We start from the raw sequence: 17,583 nt of genomic DNA on the forward strand, positions 1-17,583 counted from the left end.
ACTTTTATTTTTAATACAAACAAAAACGGCTTCTACTTTCCAGTAAAGCCGTTTTTTCTGTCTTGCTCTTAAAATTAAGCGCCGGTGTATTGAACCAGGGAGAAGATGTCCACGTCCGGGAACTTTTCTCTGCCCTTAAGGTCGGTCAGTTCAATGTAAAAGGCTGCCCCAACAACCTTCCCGCCCAAGCGTTCAATCAATTCCTTAGTAGCGTGCAGGGTGCCGGCCGTAGCCATCAAGTCGTCGCAGATGACTACTCTTTGGCCAGGCTTGATCGCGTCCTTGTGCATTTCCAGCACGTTTGACCCGTATTCCAGGTCGTAAGCTGCCGCTTCAACTTCACGAGGCAGCTTATGAGGCTTGCGGGCTGGCACGAAGCCGATGCCCAGTTCAATTGCTACCGGAGTCCCGACCAGGAAGCCCCGGGCTTCTGGCCCGACGATTACATCAGCTTGCCGGCTCTTAGCGTATTCAGCAATTTCGTGAGTAGCTGCCGCGAAGGCTTCACCGTCCTGCAGGATCGGAGTAATGTCCCGGAAGATGATTCCTTCATTCGGGAAGTCCTTGACGCTGGCAATGTACTTCTTAAAATCAATTGACATTTTGTAGTCCTCCATTTGCTAGGCCACTGGCATAGCGAATTAATTCATTTGAAGAGATTGTTCGTAATTTGTTAACGAAGGCATATTCTGCTTTCACTGACCGGTAATAGGCTGAATCGTCCAAAGACTTCTTTGTCGGACTCGGCTCAGGGAGCAATCTGTCCTCTTCCATTTTAACAAAATCAAGGGTAAAAAACACCCTCAAAATAAACATGATACTGTCCGGATCCATCCCCAGCTGGCTGGCGGCCAGCATGTAATCATTCGGCTTTAGCCCCGGGTGAGCCAAAAAGTACTGCCAGACCAGGCCGAAGTTGCCCCGGCTGGGCAGAGCCTGCCCTGGCAGCTGGTCCAGCTGGAAACGCAGGTAGAGCTGGCGGTAAGGCTTGGCCAGGACAAAGTTCAGCTGGGCCTCATTGGCTGGCACGTCAAGGACTGACACGATTTGCCGGCTGAGGTCTTCATTGTCCTTGGCCAGGGAAATTTGCTCTTTAGTTATGCCAAAATGGTTCATGGCCTGGCTGAGATTTTTCTCATCAAATAAGAGATACTTGTCCGCAAAACCCAGCAAATTCTCCTGCCCGCGGAAGTCCACAATCCGGGCGGCTGGTGCATAAAGCGGCTGCCCGTAATGCAGGTCAACAATCCGGAACTGGACATCGGTCCTGCCTTTAAAAGTGTTAGAAGCAAGCTTGACCAGCATCTGCTGCAAATAAGGCAGGACAGTTTGGTTTAAGCCATGGTCAAAGTCCACCGCCCTGACCGGGCCCACCATGAAGCTGCAGCCCTTCCGCATGGGACGGAAGTTAGAGATCTGCGGCTTGTCAAGCAAAAAGACCGGCTGGGGGTTGTCCGTGCCAAAAGGCCCGGCCTGGGCCAGGTCATAAACGCTGGTCAAATCAACATCTAATGGACTGATCGTGCCATCATATTCCTGGACCTTTTCCGGAGCCTTCTCCCCTGCCTTAAAACTTTGGTTAAAGTCGCGCCTGAGCTGGTTCAGCTTTTCCTCAGTCGTCGACAGGCCGCAGGCAAAATCGTGGCCGCCAAACTGGGTGATGGACTTGCCTTCAAAAGGCTTCAAGGCGTTGAAGAGGTTGAAGCCCTGGCTGGACCGGCCGGAACCCTTGACCAGGCCGGCTTCGTTTTTCGTCAGCATCAAGGTTGGCTTGTGGTATTTTTCCACGATCTTGTTGGCGACTAAGCCCATGACTCCTTCATGCCAGGCTGGGTCATAAAGGGTCAAGGTCGCGTCTTTCTGGTAGCCCCGGCTCTTAATTTGAGCCTCAGCCGCCTGCATGGTCGCTTGGGTCAGGTCCTTTCGCTCATTGTTCAGCTTTTCAATCTGATCGGCTAATTCCTGGGCTTCGCCCGGGCTTTCCGCCAAAAGCAGCCTTACGGCCAGGCTGGCGTCAGCCAGGCGGCCGCAAGCGTTTAAGCGGGGAGCAATGCTAAAGCCGACGTCTTCTTCATCAATCATCCCCTGGCTAAGGCCGGCATTGCGGATAAGAGCCACCAGGCCCGGCCGGGAGCTTTCATTCAGCATCTCCAGGCCCCGTTTGACGATAATATGTCCTTCACCGGAAACCTTGACCATGTCCCCGATCGTTCCGATCATGGCCAGTTCCAAAAATTCGCTGGCCGTGTCTTCTAAGACTGCCCGGGCAATAGTATAAGCTACCCCGGCCCCGCAATAGTCGTCAAAAGGATATGCCTGGCCCGGGTAGTTGCAGTGCACCAGGGCATAAGCGTCCGGCTTTTTATCTTTGAAGGTGTGGTGGTCGGTGACAATCACGTCCACACCGTGAGACTGGGCATAGGCCACTTCTTCAATCCCGGTCACCCCATTGTCAACGGTGATGATCAATTTGGTCCCGTCCGCCACAATCTCCTTGTAGCGGTCCAAACTTGGCCCATAGCCGTCCTTGAAGCGGTCAGGAATGAAGTAATGGACGTCGGCCCCCATGATGGTCAGCATTTCCGTCATGATCGCCGTGGCGGTAATCCCGTCGGCATCATAGTCCCCGTAGATGGTAATTTTTTCTCCCTCGTCCAAAGCCTGGTTGATCCGGCCGACTGCCTTGTCCATGTCATGCATCAAAAAGGGATCAGCCAGGTCATTTTCATTAGCGCGGAGCCAGTAGTCGATTTTTTCTTCGCTGTCAATTCCCCGCAAAGAAAACAACTTAGCCGTTAATGGGCTAAGTTGAAATTCCTCAACCAGGTTACTGGCCAAAGGAGTAGCTGTTCTTTCTTGCCATTTCATCGAAGTTTAAACATCTCCAAATTCTGCTTGCTGGCCGGCTTGACCGCGGTCAGTTTGCCTCTTAAAGACCAGCGGTTTACCCCGCCGTCGGCACAAGTGATCAAGGTCACGATCTTCTTCTTGGTGTTGGCGACCAGCCAGACAGCGCTAGGGTCAACTACCTTCTTGTAGTAGATCTTGTAAGCGTAGACCTTCTTCAAGTCAGTCAAATAGACCATGCTGCCCAGCTTGACCCGCTCAAGGGGTGAAAAAAGGGCACCCTGGTCGGTCATGTAGTGGCCAGCCAAAGGGTAGTTCCCCTTCCCCATCTTCTGGTCAGCCCGCATAGTCCCGCCCCCGGTTGACAAAGCCGAATCCGACAGGCCCTGCATAATCGGCAGGTAGAGCTTGACACTAGGGATGGAAATCGCCCCAATAGCGCCAGCAGTGTTCTTGACTCGGCTGCGGGTGGTTTGGGCAAAGTCAATTGACTTGACCTTCTTAAAGTCGTACATCCCCTTCTTTTTCTGGTTCTGCACGACCTGGTCCCGGGTCAGGCCCTTTAAAGCCGCGGTCTGATTCTGCTTGACCAAAAAAGCGCTGATCTGCCGGTTAAAGACTAAAGCCAGGCCCAGCAAAAAGAGGATTACGGCAATCAGGCGCAGAATAATCCGGCGGACTGGGTGATCTTTTGTATTTTTACTTGCCTTTGATGTCATCGTCATTCATCCGTAATACTGCCATGAAGGCATCCTGCGGGACTTCCACCCGGCCAACTGACTTCATCCGCTTCTTGCCCCGCTTTTGCTTCTCTAAAAGCTTAGCCCGCCGGTCTGGGTCACCGGTGTGGATCTTCCAGGTAACGTCTTTTCGGTAAGGCTTGATCGTGGCCCGAGAAATGATCTTGGACCCGATTGCCCCTTGGATGTCGACTTGGAAGTTTTGCCGCGGAATCAGCTTCTTCAAAAGGCTGCACATTTGAACAGCCCGGTCCCGGGCTTCTTCGCGATGGGCGATAAAGCTCAAGGCATCGATCGGTTCCTTGTTCAAAAGGATGTCGATCTTGACCAGGTTGGTGGCCTTGTAGCCGATGATTTCATAGTCTAAAGAAGCATAGCCCTTGGTCGAAGACTTGAGCTGGTCAAAGAAGTCGTAGATGATTTCTGCCAGGGGCATTTCGTAGACCACATTGACCCGGTATTTGTCCAGGTAATCCATGGTCTGGAACTCACCCCGCTTGCCTTCACACAGTTGCATTACTGCTCCGACGAAGTCGTTTGGCACCATGATTTCCGCCTTGACGTAAGGCTCTTGCAGTTCTTTATATTCACCGGCATCCGGCAGGTCAGCCGGGTTGTCGATCAATTTGACCTCACCTGTTGGCATGATGGCGTGGTAGTCAACTGACGGAGCGGTCATGATGAGGTCCAGGTCAAATTCCTGCTCCAGCCGCTCTTGAACGACGTCCATGTGCAGAAGGCCCAAAAAGCCGCAGCGGAAACCAAAGCCCAGAGCTTGGGAAGTTTCTGGCTCAAATTCCAGGGAAGCATCGTTAAGCTGCAATTTCTGCAGGGCTTCCTTTAAGTCGTCATAATCTCTGTTGTCGGTTGGGTACATACCAGAGTAAACCATTGGCGGAATTTGCCGGTAGCCTGGCAAGGCTTCTTTCGTCGGTTTTTCAGCGCTAGTGATGGTGTCCCCGACCCGGGTTTCCCGGACGGACTTGATATTGGCGGTAATGTAGCCAACATCCCCGGCGATCAAGATGTCTTCTTTAACCGGGTGGGGGCTGGAAACGCCGACTTCAGTTACTTCGTACTTCTTGCCGGTGTTCATGATCATGATTTCGTCGCCCGGCTTAACCGTGCCTTCTTCGATTCTAACGGACATGACCACCCCCCGGTAGTCATCGTACTTGGAGTCAAAGATCAAGGCCTTAAGGGGCTTGGTCAAGTCCCCGGTCGGAGCTGGGATATCGGTTACGATTCTTTCCAAAAGTTCCGGAATCCCTGCCCCGGTCTTGCCGGAAACTTCCACGGCATCGCTGGCGTCCAAGCCCAGCATGTCGCTGATTTCGCTCTTGGCCATGTCCGGGTCGGCGCTAGGCAGGTCAATCTTGTTTAAAACAGGCAGGATTTCCAGGTCATTTTCCAAGGCCAGGTAAGTGTTGGACAGGGTCTGGGCCTGGACACCCTGGGAGGCGTCAACGACCAGAACAGCCCCTTCACAGGCGGCCAGGGACCGGGAAACTTCATAGGAGAAGTCGACGTGGCCTGGGGTGTCGATCAAGTGGAAAATGTAGTCTTCCCCGTCATTGGCGTGGTACTTGACCTGCACCGAGTTCATCTTGATGGTAATCCCCCGCTGCCGTTCAAGGGGCATGTCATCCAGCATTTGATTTTTCAGCTGCCGCTTGGAAACCGTGTCCGTCAATTCCAGAATCCGGTCGGCAATCGTTGATTTGCCGTGGTCAACATGGGCCACGATTGAAAAATTGCGGATGTGCTTTTGGTAGTCTTTTAATTTCTCTAAGTCCATATATTTTCTCGCATCCTTACTAAAGTACTAAACAATTATACCCGAAAACAAACCGTTTGTCTTTTCCCAGTCATCAAAAAAGGCAGTCCTTGCAGACTACCTCCTTAAATTACTTTAAAAATTTAGCTCAGCTTCTCCTTCAAACGTTCAAAGAAGCCTTTTTCCTGCGGGGCAATGGAGCCGCCGCTGGCTTTGACGAATTCCAGCAGTGCCTTGCGCTGGGCCTCGTTGATCGACTTAGGAATCACGATTTCAACCGTGGTTACCTGGTCACCGGTGCTGCCGCCACGCAGGCTCGGAACACCCTTGTCCTTTAAAGTAAACTTCTGGTTTGGCTGGGTGCCGGCTGGAATCTTCAGTTTCGTGTCGCCGTAAACCGTCTTGACGTTGATTTCATCACCCAAGGTTGCCTGGGCAAAGGAAATCGGCACGGTCGTGTAGATGGTCTGGCCACGCCTGATGAAGTCCTTGCTTGGCCGCACCCGGAAGACGATGTAAAGGTCCCCGTAAGGGCCGCCGTTCTTGCCGGCCTCACCTTGGCCGGCAAGGCGGATCTGCTGGCCGTTGTCGATACCAGCTGGCACCTTAACCTGCAGGGTCTGCTTCTGGGTCTTGACCCCCTTGCCGTGGCAATTCTGGCATGGATGCTGGATGATGACCCCACTGCCGGCACACTTGTCACAGGTCGTTTGCCGCTGGATCATGCCCAGAACGCTTCTTTGCGTAATGGTCATCATGCCGCTGCCCCCGCACTTGTCGCAGGTGATCGGGTGTGTGCCCTTTTCAGCCCCGGAACCCTTGCAGACTTCACAGGTAGTTGACCGGCTGTAGCTGATTTCACTGGTCTTGCCCTTGATGGCGTCCATAAAGTCAATTGTCATGGTGTAGTCCAGGTCGGCCCCCCGCTGCGGAGCGGTCGGGTCTACCTGCTGGCGGGCGCCGCCGCCAAAGAAGCTGTTGAAGATGTCACCAAAGTCACCAAAATCAGCTCCGCTAAAGCCCTGGCCACCGTACTGGCCGCCAAAGCCGCCCTGGCCATTCATGCCAGCCTGGCCAAATTGGTCATACTGTTGCCGTTTTTGCGGGTCATGAAGCACTTCGTAAGCTTCGTTGACTTCCTTGTACTTTTCTTCTGCCCCTGCTTCGTGGTTTAAGTCCGGGTGATACTTCTTGGCCAACTTCCGGTAGGCCTTGCTGATTTCTGCGTCACTGGCATCCCGGCTCACGCCTAAGACGTCATAATAGTCACGGTTTGCTGCCATCTGTTTATTATTGCTCCTTTTACTAACAAAAGAAAAGAACTACATCAAGCAGTTCTTCTCCTTTTGTTTAATTATAGTCGCTTTACTTGTCTGGGTCTACCTTGGTGAAGTCGCCGTCAACCGTGTCGCCGTTTGCGCCATTTGAACCATTGTCAGTTGGGCCTGCTTGACCGCCTTGGCCTTGCTGGTTTTGGGCGTTTTGCTGGTAGAGCTTGACAGCCAGGTCTTGGGCAACCTTGCTCAAAGCGTCCTTCTTTTCCTTCATTTCGTCCAGATTGTTGTCCTTTTGGGCCTTCTTCAAGTCTTCCAGGGCATTCTTAACTGGTTGAACGTCGCTGTCTGAAAGCTTGCCTTCAACTTCCTTCAAAGTCTTTTCGGTTTGGAAGATCAAGCCGTCAACTTCGTTTCTGAGGTCAACTTCTTCCTTCTTCTTTGCGTCTTCGTCAGCGTGTTCTTCAGCTTCCTTCTTCATTCTTTCGATTTCTTCGTCTGACAGGCCAGAAGCTGATTGGATGGTAATCTTTTGTTCCTTGCCAGTCCCCATGTCCTTAGCTGAAACATTAACGATACCGTTCTTGTCGATGTCGAAGGTAACTTGGATTTGCGGCACGCCACGTGGAGCAGCTGGAATGTCAGTCAGTTCGAACCGGCCCAAAGTCTTGTTGTCAGCTGCCATTGGCCGTTCACCTTGCAAAACGTGGATGTCAACGGCTGGTTGGTTGTCAGCGGCAGTTGAGAAGATCTGACTCTTGGAAGTTGGGATGGTGGTGTTTCTGTCGATCAGCTTGGTAAAGACCCCGCCCATGGTTTCAATACCCAGGGAAAGCGGAGTAACGTCAAGCAAAACGATGTCCTTAACGTCACCGGAGATAACCCCGCCTTGGATTGCTGCCCCCAAAGCAACGGCTTCGTCTGGGTTGATTGAGTGGTCTGGTTCCTTGCCGGCCCATTGCTTTACGGCTTCTTGAACGGCTGGAATACGGGTTGAACCACCATTCAAGATAACCTTGTCGATGTCGCCAACTGACAGGCCAGCGTCACGCAGGGCGTTGTCAAATGGAATCTTGGTTCTTTGCACTAAGTCGTCAGTCAGTTCGTTGAACTTAGCCCGGGTAAGGTCTGCTTCCAGGTGCAGAGGACCTGCTTCACCAGCAGAGATGAATGGAAGAGAGATGTGGGTTGAAGATACGCCTGACAAGTCCTTCTTGGCCTTTTCAGCTGCATCCTTCAAGCGCTGCATTGCCATCTTGTCCTTGGACAAGTCAACGCCGTTTTCTTGCTTAAAGCCAGCAACCAGCCAGTCGATGATCTTGTTGTCGAAGTCGTCCCCACCCAGGTGAGTATCACCGTTGGTTGACAGAACTTGGAAGACGCCGTCACCTAATTGCAGAACGGAAACGTCGAAAGTACCACCACCAAGGTCGTAAACCAGAACAGTTTCGTCGTCTTCATCCTTGTCCAAGCCGTAAGCCAGGGCTGAAGCAGTTGGTTCGTTGATGATCCGTTGCACGTTGAGGCCCGCGATCTTGCCGGCGTCCTTGGTTGCTTGCCGTTGAGCGTCGTTGAAGTAGGCTGGAACGGTAATAACCGCATCAGTAACTGGTTCACCAAGGTAGTCTTCTGAGAACTTCTTGATGTATTGCAAGATCATGGCTGAAATTTCCTGCGGGGTGTAAGCCTTGTCGCCAACCTTGACCTTGTAGTCACTTTCGCCCATGTGCCGCTTGATGGAAACGATGGTGTTCGGGTTGGTGATGGCTTGCCGCTTGGCAACTTCACCGACTTGAATTTCGCCGTCCTTAAAGGCAACTACTGAAGGGGTAGTTCTGGCGCCTTCCGGGTTGGTAATAATCTTTGGTTCCTTGCCTTCCAAAACCGCAACTGCTGAGTTGGTGGTACCTAAGTCAATCCCAATAACTTTAGACATTGTCTTTTATCTCCTTTGTTTTATTTTTGCTTGTTTATTGCTTTATTTAAAAAATTGCCTTACTGGGCAACGACAACCATGGCCGGCCGCAGGGTCCGGTCCTTGTAGACGTAACCCTTTTGCAGAACCTGAACGACATGGTCTTTTTGATCATCATTTTCAGCCGGTACGCTTTGGACCGCCTGGTGCAATGTCGGATCAAACTTTTCGCCATCAGCCTTGATTTCTTCAATGCCGTTGTCCTTCAAGGCTCTGATCAAGCCTTCCAGGGTCATTTCGATCCCTTTCTTCAGCTGGCTGGAAGCCTCGTCGTCGGCCTTGACCTGGAGGGCTCTTTCCAAGTTGTCTACGCTGGCCAGGATATCCTTGCCCAGACGCTGGGACTCGTACTTGACCAGGTTGGCTCTTTCCTTGCTGTAGCGGCGCTGGGCGTTTTGAATCTCAGCTTCGCTTCTTAAGTATTTGTCTTCCAGGTCCTTGTTCTTCTGGGTCAAAGCGGCAACTTCAGCCTTGAGCTGGTCCAATTCTGCATCAGTTGTCTTGTCTTCTTTAACTTCTTCTTTTTTGTCTTCTTTTACGCTGCCCTTGTCAGCTTCAGCTGACTTGGCTTGCTTTTCCTGGTCTTCTTGCGGCAAATCCTTCTCACTTGGAAATTCTTCTTTGCTCACGACAAACCTCCTTATTTAAATCTGCCATAGTAATCTAACAACTTGCGGGCCAGTTCCTGGCGGAAGTATTCCATCAAGCCGATCATTTCCGAATAAGGCATGTTTCTCGGCCCCAGCAGGGCGATCGTCCCCCGGCCGTAGCGGCCCACACTATATTCAGCCGTCACCAGGCTGAAGTCCTTGAGCAGGTCATTTTGCAACTCACTGCCTAAGCGGACATGAACTGGATAATGGCCGTGACTGTCACTCAGATCAATTAGCTCATCAGCTAAAGAGCTGGAATTGATCAGTTCATAGAGCGACTTGATATCTTTTAAATCGCTGTTTTCTGTATTATTGAGCAGGTTCAGCTGACCGTCAACGTACAGCTGCTCGCTTGCCGCGTCTTTAATGACGGCTTCCAAAAGCTCCAGAAATTCCGGGGCGTTCTTGCCGACAATATTGGAGCTGGACAATTGCTCAAAAGTCTGCTTATTGATTTCGCTTAGATTCTTGCCAACCAGCTGGTCATTGATCAAGCGGACAGCTTGTTCAATTTCATCCCCTGAGATGTGCCGCGGCAAGGTGTAAAGCTGGTTCTTGACGCTCCCATCGCTGGTTACCAGGATAGCCATGACCTGCCGGGGAGCCAGGGGCACGATTCTGAAGCCCGTAATGCTGATATTCTTGACTTCCGGCCCTTCAGCAAAGGCCGTGTAGTCAGTCAGGTCTGACAGGATCCTGGCGGCTTCCTTGACGATCTCGTCCACTTGGTTGAACGGCTGGTCAAACTGGTAGCCAATTTGATTGTAAATTTCTTCCGGCAGCTGCAACGGCTGCACTAAATTGTCCAGGTAGTAGCGGTAACCCTCAGTCGATGGCACACGGCCACTGGAGGAGTGGGTCTTTTCAATCAAGCCATGCTCTTCCAGGACTGCCATCTCATTGCGGATGGTCGCGCTGGACACTTTAATCGGCAATTGATTCATGACTGTCTTTGAGCCAATCGGCTCATGCGTCTTGGTAAAGTCTTGAATAATTGTCTTTAGAATAAGTTCTTGACGTTCGGTCAACATAACATCGCCCTCACTTTTAGCACTCACATCTTTCATGTGCTAACATGGTATAGATTAACAAGAAATTAGCAGTTAGTCAAGGAGAATGCTAAAAAAATCCCACAAAAAAACGGTCTCTTTAAAAAGACCGTTCTTATTACTGCTTAATCAGTGAACTGAAATAGTTTTCACTGGCGACCTGGTCCAGCTTCAGCTGCTCGCTTAAAGCCGCCATGTCGGCAAACTTTTCTTCCCCGCGCAGATACTTGTACCAGGCGATGGTAATTTGCTGGCCGTAGATGTCCTGGTCAAAGTCGAAGATATTAGATTCGATGTAAATCTTCTTCTCATCATTGAAGGTGACATTGTAGCCGACACTGGTCATTGACTGGTACCAGCTGTCTCCCACCTGGGTCATGGTCGCGTAGACGCCGATTTTCGGCAGAACTTTTGGCCAGGCCAATTCCAGATTCGCAGTTGGGAAGCCCAGTTTGTGGCCATTTCTGAAGCCGTGGACGACTTTGCCGCTGGTCAAATACGGATGACCCAAAAGCTCCGTGGCCAAGCGGAGATTGCCACTTTTCACAGCCTGGCGGATTTCAGTTGAACCGATTTTTTCCCCGGCAAAGATCTGCTTCGGGACCACCTTGATGTCAAAGCGGCCCTTGGCAAAGACGGGCAGATTTTCCATGTTGGCCACATCCTTTGGGCCATAGCTGTAGTCAAAGCCGGCAACAACCGTGTCTGCCTTCAGGCCCATGATAATTTCATCAACGAAGGCCTGGGGGGCCAGCTGGCTGAATTCCGGGGTGAACTTGAGAATTACCAGGTAGTCGACCCCGATCTTGGACATTTCGTAGGCCTTTTCCTCCGGGGTGTTCAGGTACTCAAAGTTCTTGACCCCGGCATAGACCTCCTTGGGGTGGCGGTCAAAGGTCAGCACCATCAATGGCAGATCCTTCTCATCTGCAATTATCCGGGCTTCCTTGATCAACTTCTGGTGGCCGATATGAACTCCGTCAAAAAAGCCCAGAGCCAGCACAACCTTGCCGGCCGTCAGTTCTTCCTTGAACGGATAGCTTAGATTTATTACTTTCAAACTTAATCCCTCAATTACTCATTAGCTAAAAGCATTAGGTCCGGACAGTAGAGACCTTGTCCCTTAGCCCGGTAAATCGCTTTAACTTTTTCATTATACCGCAAAGCGACCTTGTCTGCATCAAGAGTAAGTTTGATCCAGGCCCCGTTTTTCACCTGTTGCCATAAGGCATCGTCTAAATCAAATTGCGGGTAGTCAGCGAAAAAGCTGTCGATTGGCTGAATATAATCTTCAGCATGGTCCAGATTTTCCGCCAGTTCTTCCAAAGTTACCGCGTCTTGCAGCTTGTAGCCGGAGCTGGCCGTCCGCCGCAGTTTGGTCATCACTGCCGGCAGACCCAATTTTTCACCCAGATCGTTGACCAGACTGCGGACATAGGTCCCCTTGGAGCATTCGACTTCGTAAGAAAATGTCTGCCGGCCCTTTTCAGGGTCAAACTGGCTAGGCCGCGTCAAATCATAGCGGAAAACCTGGACAGACCGCTTAGGCCGATCAACTGAAATCCCTTCTCTGGCATATTCGTAAAGGCGCTTGCCATTCACCCTGACGGCGGAATAAATTGGCGGCTGCTGGACGATTTCCCCGGTCAAAGCCTGCATAGCCTCTTTAATGGCCTGGTCACTGACTGGCTCAATCAGTTTTTTCACTGCCAAAACTTTCCCCTCCAGGTCATAAGAGTCCGTGGCCAGGCCCAGCATCCCTTCACCAACGTAAGCTTTTGGCCGCTGATGCATCAGCTCAATCAGTTTTGTTGCCTGGCCCAGAGCAATAGGCAAAACGCCAGTGACTTCCGGGTCCAGGGTCCCGGCATGGCCGATCTTCTTTTGCTTTAAGAGCCGACGCAACTTATAAACCACATCCCCGCTGGTCATGCCCGCTGCCTTGTCGATTACGATAATTCCATTGAACATTGTTTTCTCCTTGCTTAAAACGCAAAAAAGCGCCCGAAGGCGCTTTTTGCTAGTTCTGGCGATCTTGTTCCTGCTTCTTCAAGTCAGCGAGCAAACGGTCGATCTTGCTGCCGTAAATCACGGACTGGTCCCGCTTGAAAATCAGTTCCGGAACCTTGTACATGGTCAAGCTCTGGCCGAGCAAGTGCCGCATGGTTCCCTTAGCCTTTTCCAAACCGGCTTCCGCTTCTTTTTGCGCCTGTTCATCTTCAGTCAGCAGACTGTAGTAGACAGTCGCGTATGAAAAATCATTGCTGCACTCCACGGCGGTAAAAGTCACGTCGCTGACCCGGGGATCGCGGATGTTCTTGCGGATGATCTTAGTCAGCTCCCGCAAGATTTCGCCTTCAACCCGTCCTTTTCTGTGCTTCATTTCAGCCTCCTGTTAACCTGGCTTAACTTCCTGCATTTCGTAGGCTTCCAGTTCGTCGCCTTCCTTGATGTCGTTGAAGTTTTCAATGGTCAAACCACAGTCAAAGCCTGCCTTGACTTCCTTGACGTCATCCTTGAACCGGCGCAATGAAGCAACCTTGCCGTCGTACTTGACCACGCCGTCTCTGATAACCCGAATGCCTGATTCTCTAGTCACGTAACCACTGTCGACAAAGGCACCAGCGATTGTCCCGATCTTGGATACCTTCCAAGTTTCACGGACAGTAAGGTTACCGATAACCTTTTCCTCGTAAGTTGGTTCCAGCATCCCTTGCATAGCGGCCTTAACGTCATCGATCGCCTTGTAGATGATGCTGTAAAGGCGGATGTCGACGCCTTCTTGGGCAGCCTGGCTCTTGGCCGTAGCCGTTGGCCGGACGTTGAAACCGATAATCAAGGCGTTTGAAGCGCTGGCCAGAGTAACGTCACTTTCGTTGATGGCCCCGACGCCGGAGTGAATAATGTTAACCCGGACGCCTTCAACGTCGATCTTTTGGAAGGATTGAGCCAAGGCTTCGGCAGACCCTTGCACGTCAGCCTTCAAAACGATGTCAACAGACTTCATGCTTTCCCGCTTCATCGTGTCAAAGAGGTTGTCCAGAGTAACGTGCTGAACGTTTTCCCGCTGCTTTTGCAAGGATTGCTGTGCCCGGGCTTCACCAACCGCGCGGGCAGTCTTTTCATCGTCAAAGACAACCAGCTTGTCGGCTGATTCCGGCACGTCGTTCAAACCAGTAATTTCAACTGGCATTGACGGCGTAGCCTTCTTGACCTGGTGGCCTTTGTCGTTGGTCATGGTCCGGACGCGGCCAAAAGTGTCACCGACAACGATTGGGTCACCGACCCGCAGGGTCCCCTGCTGGATCAAAACGTCGGCAACCGGCCCCTTGCCCCGGGACAAACGGGCTTCAACAACAGTACCGATGGCCTTTTGCTTCGGATCAGCCTTCAGTTCCAGCATGTCGGCTTCAAGGATGATGTTTTCCAAAAGTTCATCGATCCCCATCCCGGTCTTGGCTGAGATGTTAACGAAGATGGTTGAACCGCCGTAATTTTCCGGAATCAGTTCATACTGCATCAATTGTTCAGTGACGTGGGCAGGGTTGGCGCCTGGCCGGTCCATCTTGTTGATGGCCACAATGATTGGCACGCCCGCGCTCTTGGCGTGGTCGATAGCTTCAATGGTCTGCGGCATAACCCCGTCATCAGCGGCAACGATCAAAACGACAATGTCGGTGATTTCCGCCCCGCGGGCCCGCATGCTTGAGAAGGCCGCGTGACCTGGAGTGTCCAGGAAGGTGATCAAACGGTCGTTGATCCGGACCTGGTAGGCCCCGATGTTCTGGGTGATCCCGCCGGCTTCGTGTTCAGAAACCCGGGTGTGGCGCAGGCGGTCCAGCAAGGTGGTCTTACCGTGGTCGACGTGCCCCATGATGGTGACGACTGGCGGACGGACAACCTGGTTTTCAGAGTTCTTGGACTCTTCCATTTCCTGGGCGAAAATGTTGTCGATGTCGGAAATGTCTTCGTGGACCTTTTCAACAGCTTCGATGCCGTAGTCAGCAGCCAGCAGTTCGATGGTGTCCTTGTCCAGTGACTGGTTCTGGTTGGTCATGATCCCCAACATGAAGAGCTTCTTCACGATTTCAGCTGGTTCCCGGTGGAGGATCTTACCCAGGTCTTGAGCGTTCATGCCGACTTCGTATTCAAAGCTTTCTGGAAGCGGACGATCCTTTCTTTGGGTAACCTGCTTCTTGACTTGCGGGGTATTTTGGTACTTCTTGTTCTTGCGCTTGCGCCGTTCGCTGCGGTCACTATTTGCGCCCCGGCCCTGGTCAGCGTAGGAGTTTTGCCCCTTGCGGCCAGGCTTGCCGCTGTTTCTGCGGCGGTTATCCTTGTTTTCCGGCATTGGCACTTCAGTGAAGCTTGGCCGTGAACTGGGCCGGCGAGAAGATGAAGGCTTGGCAGCTGGCTTTGCACTGCTTGCCTGGTTTTGCTTCAAGCGGGCTGGGGATGGCTTCAAGATCTTTGGCCCGCGGACCTTTGGTGCTTCAGCTGTCTTTTCAGCACTTTCGACCTTCTTGACAACCGGCTTGCTTTCACTGGCCGCAACCTTGTTCAAGGACTTCTTGTATTCCCGCTTAGCAGCCTTGCTTTCCTGGTCCAGACGGACTTCGTCAGCCCGCTGCTTTTGCTTGAGGTCCTTCAGCAAATCCTGGGCGGCTGGCCGGCGGCGCTTGCTGTGGTCGTTAGAGTGGTTGTTTGCCCGGCGGCGGGTATTTGATCTCTTGCCTTCAGTCTTCTTTTCGCCCTTGCGAATCGCACTGACTGAAATCTTTAATTTACCAGACTTGCCGCTGGTTTTCTTGTTATCCATGCCCAATTCCTTTGAAGTTTCGTTTTCTTGTTTCTTGGTCATTAGATCACACTCCTTCTTTAATCTTATCCAGCAAGGCTTTCGCAAAACCACGATCTGTTAATGCCAAAACTTTGCGTTTCTTACCTACAGCCTGGCTGAGTTCAGCTTCCGTAAAAACGCCGACCAATGGCGTTGGGTGGGCCTTCAAGGCGGCTTCAATCTCGCTCCGGCTGTTTTCTGCTAAATCATTCGCGATGATAACGCACTTAAGCTTGCCTTTCTTTAATTTGGCCAAAACGATGTCCGTACCCGAAACGGTCTTCCCGGCCCGGGTGGCCAAACCAAGCAAGTTTAAGGCTTTCTCTCGGTTGTTAATTATTTTTGATCACCAAATAATTCTTTTCTTGCCTTCTGGTGGTCCACGTAAGCGAAGAGCTCGTCGTAAAATTCATCGGCGACCTTCACGCCCAAACTGCGTTCCAGTACCTTTGACTTCCGGGCAGCCGCGATCTTCTCCGGTTCTAAGGAAACATAAGCGCCGCGGCCTGGCTTCTTGCCACTTGGATCAACAAAAACATTCTTTTCCTTGTCGACAACGATTCTGACCAGGTCCTTCTTCGGCTGCATCGTATCGGTCAACAAGTCTTTCCGCATGGGGATTTTTCTCTTTTTCAAGGAAATCACCTATTCTTCTTCGTCAAGATCCAGGTCTTCCGCTTCTTCAGCTTCAGTACTTTCATCAGTTTCACTTTCTGCTTGTTCATCTGCTGCTTCTTCTTCAGTTGCTGCTGCTTGATCCAGGTCTTGTTCTTCTGCTACTTCAGTTTCGTCTTCTACTTCGCTTTCGTCAACAAATTCGACTTCAGATTCTGGCCGGATGTCAATCTTGTAGCCAGTCAAGCGGGCAGCCAGGCGGACGTTTTGCCCCTTCTTGCCGATGGCCAGGGAAAGCTGGTAGTCCGGCACGATCACAAAGGCCTTCTTTTCATCGTCTTCGTCTTCAAACTGAACAGCGATGACTTCAGCTGGGTTCAAGGCATTGGCGATGTAGTCAGATGGGTCTTCTTCGTACTGCACGATGTCGATGTTTTCCCCGCCCAGTTCGTTGACCACGTTTTGGACACGGGTCCCTCTTGGGCCGACACAGGTACCAACCGGGTCGATGTTCGGGTCGTTGGACTTAACGGCGATCTTGGTTCTTTCGCCGGCTTCCCGGGCGATGGACATGATTTCAACGGTCCCGTCAAAGATTTCCGGCACTTCTTGTTCAAAAAGCCGCTTAACTACGTCCGGAGCAGTCCGGGACACCCGGATCTGGGCCCCCTTGCCGTCAGCGCCAACCTTAGTTACCAGGACGCGGACCCGGTCTTGCGGGTTGTAGTGTTCACCTGGAATAGTGTCGCGCTTGATGTCCATAACGGCTTCAACATTGCCAATGTTGACGTAAACGAAACGGTTGTCGGTTCTTTCCACCGTCCCGGTTACCAGTTCATCTTCGTATTGAGAGTACTCGTTGACGATGTGGGCATTTTCAGCTTCCCGCAGCCGCTGCATTACGACCTGCTTGGCCGTAGCTGCCGCGGTCCGGCCAAAGTTCTTTGGGGTAACTTCGAACTTGATCGTGTCGCCAACTTCGTAAGCCCGGTTGATGGCCAGGGCATCCTTTAAGCTGACTTCCACCCGGTCGTCTTGCACTTCGTCAACTACCGTCTTCAAAGCCATAACCTTAAAGTCGCCCTTCTTTTCATTAAAGTCGATTTCAACATTTTCAGCCTGGCCGTAGTTCTTCTTGTAGGCAGCGGCCAGAGCGGCCTTCATGGCTTCAACGATAACATCTTGTTTGATGCCCTTGGTCTTTTCCAAGACGTCAAAGGCTTCCAGCATTTCTTTTGACATAAGTTTTGGATCACTCTTTCTAAAATTCGATTGCAAAACGGGCGCTGGCGATCTGCTTGCGCGGAATAGTCAGCTGCTTGCGCCGGGTCTTGATCTTGATTTCCAGTTTAATCTCCTGGTCATCCAGGTCAAGCAAATGACCTTCAAAGACCTTCTCGCCTTCCAATTTTTGATAGAGACCGACGTGGATATACTGACCCTTGGCCTTTTCCCAGTCCTGCTCCTTCTTGATCGGTCTTTCCAGTCCTGGTGAGGACAGTTCCAAAATATACGGGTCTGGCAGCGGATCTGGCTGCATTAAGTCCAATTTTTCTCCAACCAACTCACTCAGCTCCGCAATCGTTTCGATGTCAATCCCGTTTGGCTGCTTGTCCACGTAGATTCGCAGATAGTCTTGACTCTTTTCCTTGACATATTCCAAATCAACAAGTTCACAGTCATGACCGATAATGACCGGTTCGATTGCTTCTTGGATAGGTGTTAAGTTTTTTGGCAAAATTTTCCTCCGTAATAAAAAGAGTGAGCATTGCTGCTCACTCGAATTTACCATATTCGATCTGAAAAAGATTAT

General features: G+C 51.5%; 16 protein-coding genes. All 16 read right to left on the reverse strand.

The features are described 5' to 3' along the window. Positions 1-74: 74 nt before the first annotated feature. Positions 75-602, reverse strand: coding sequence for an adenine phosphoribosyltransferase (locus tag Q0J41_RS04470; RefSeq protein ID WP_013439788.1), 528 nt, complete (start codon positions 600-602; stop codon positions 75-77). Next, complete coding sequence (gene recJ / locus Q0J41_RS04475) at positions 592-2,868, reverse strand: single-stranded-DNA-specific exonuclease RecJ (protein ID WP_296226764.1); 2,277 nt, start codon at positions 2,866-2,868, stop codon at positions 592-594. Before recJ ends, Q0J41_RS04470 begins: the two co-directional genes overlap by 11 nt. After that, a complete protein-coding gene (locus Q0J41_RS04480; protein WP_296226765.1) occupies positions 2,865-3,566 on the reverse strand; it encodes a class A sortase in 702 nt (233 codons plus the stop codon). The genes recJ and Q0J41_RS04480 overlap by 4 nt, the downstream gene beginning before the upstream one ends. Next, positions 3,547-5,385: a translation elongation factor 4 gene (gene lepA / locus Q0J41_RS04485; RefSeq protein WP_296226766.1), complete on the reverse strand. Its 1,839-nt coding sequence runs from the start codon at positions 5,383-5,385 to the stop codon at positions 3,547-3,549. The genes Q0J41_RS04480 and lepA overlap by 20 nt, the downstream gene beginning before the upstream one ends. A 122-nt stretch (positions 5,386-5,507) precedes the next feature. After that, positions 5,508-6,647 (reverse strand): molecular chaperone DnaJ, encoded by a 1,140-nt coding sequence (gene dnaJ / locus Q0J41_RS04490; protein WP_296226767.1) that lies wholly within the window; start codon positions 6,645-6,647, stop codon positions 5,508-5,510. A gap of 82 nt (positions 6,648-6,729) precedes the next feature. Then, entirely contained in the window at positions 6,730-8,574 is a 1,845-nt protein-coding gene (gene dnaK / locus Q0J41_RS04495; RefSeq protein ID WP_296226768.1) for a molecular chaperone DnaK, read from the reverse strand. A 59-nt stretch (positions 8,575-8,633) separates the two neighbouring features. Then, on the reverse strand, positions 8,634-9,242 hold the full coding sequence (gene grpE, locus Q0J41_RS04500) for a nucleotide exchange factor GrpE (RefSeq protein WP_296226769.1): 609 nt from the start codon (positions 9,240-9,242) through the stop codon (positions 8,634-8,636). Between the two features lie 11 nt (positions 9,243-9,253). Next, positions 9,254-10,297, reverse strand: coding sequence for a heat-inducible transcriptional repressor HrcA (gene hrcA / locus Q0J41_RS04505; protein WP_296226770.1), 1,044 nt, complete (start codon positions 10,295-10,297; stop codon positions 9,254-9,256). Positions 10,298-10,433: 136 nt separating this feature from the next. Next, positions 10,434-11,375 carry a riboflavin biosynthesis protein RibF gene (ribF, locus tag Q0J41_RS04510; RefSeq protein WP_296226771.1) on the reverse strand — a complete coding sequence of 314 codons (942 nt, stop codon included), beginning with the start codon at positions 11,373-11,375 and terminating at the stop codon, positions 10,434-10,436. 14 nt (positions 11,376-11,389) lie between these two features. Further along, positions 11,390-12,286 (reverse strand): tRNA pseudouridine(55) synthase TruB, encoded by an 897-nt coding sequence (gene truB / locus Q0J41_RS04515; RefSeq protein WP_296226772.1) that lies wholly within the window; start codon positions 12,284-12,286, stop codon positions 11,390-11,392. Positions 12,287-12,335: 49 nt separating this feature from the next. Continuing rightward, positions 12,336-12,698 carry a ribosome-binding factor A gene (locus tag Q0J41_RS04520; RefSeq protein ID WP_270447765.1) on the reverse strand — a complete coding sequence of 121 codons (363 nt, stop codon included), beginning with the start codon at positions 12,696-12,698 and terminating at the stop codon, positions 12,336-12,338. Between the two features lie 12 nt (positions 12,699-12,710). Next, on the reverse strand, positions 12,711-15,176 hold the full coding sequence (infB, locus tag Q0J41_RS04525) for a translation initiation factor IF-2 (protein ID WP_296226773.1): 2,466 nt from the start codon (positions 15,174-15,176) through the stop codon (positions 12,711-12,713). Positions 15,177-15,180: 4 nt separating this feature from the next. Then, positions 15,181-15,465, reverse strand: coding sequence for a ribosomal L7Ae/L30e/S12e/Gadd45 family protein (locus Q0J41_RS04530; RefSeq protein WP_296226775.1), 285 nt, complete (start codon positions 15,463-15,465; stop codon positions 15,181-15,183). Positions 15,466-15,491: 26 nt separating this feature from the next. Further along, the gene (locus Q0J41_RS04535) at positions 15,492-15,791 is read right to left on the reverse strand and encodes a YlxR family protein (RefSeq protein ID WP_296226777.1); all 300 of its coding nucleotides are present in this window, start codon (positions 15,789-15,791) and stop codon (positions 15,492-15,494) included. A 9-nt stretch (positions 15,792-15,800) separates the two neighbouring features. Continuing rightward, the gene (nusA, locus tag Q0J41_RS04540) at positions 15,801-17,012 is read right to left on the reverse strand and encodes a transcription termination factor NusA (RefSeq protein WP_296226780.1); all 1,212 of its coding nucleotides are present in this window, start codon (positions 17,010-17,012) and stop codon (positions 15,801-15,803) included. Between the two features lie 19 nt (positions 17,013-17,031). After that, positions 17,032-17,508, reverse strand: a complete 477-nt coding sequence (rimP, locus tag Q0J41_RS04545) for a ribosome maturation factor RimP (RefSeq protein WP_296226782.1) — start codon at positions 17,506-17,508, stop codon at positions 17,032-17,034. Positions 17,509-17,583 lie beyond the last annotated feature (75 nt).

The sequence above is a fragment of the uncultured Lactobacillus sp. genome (assembly GCF_944327175.1).
Lineage (GTDB): Bacteria > Bacillota > Bacilli > Lactobacillales > Lactobacillaceae > Lactobacillus.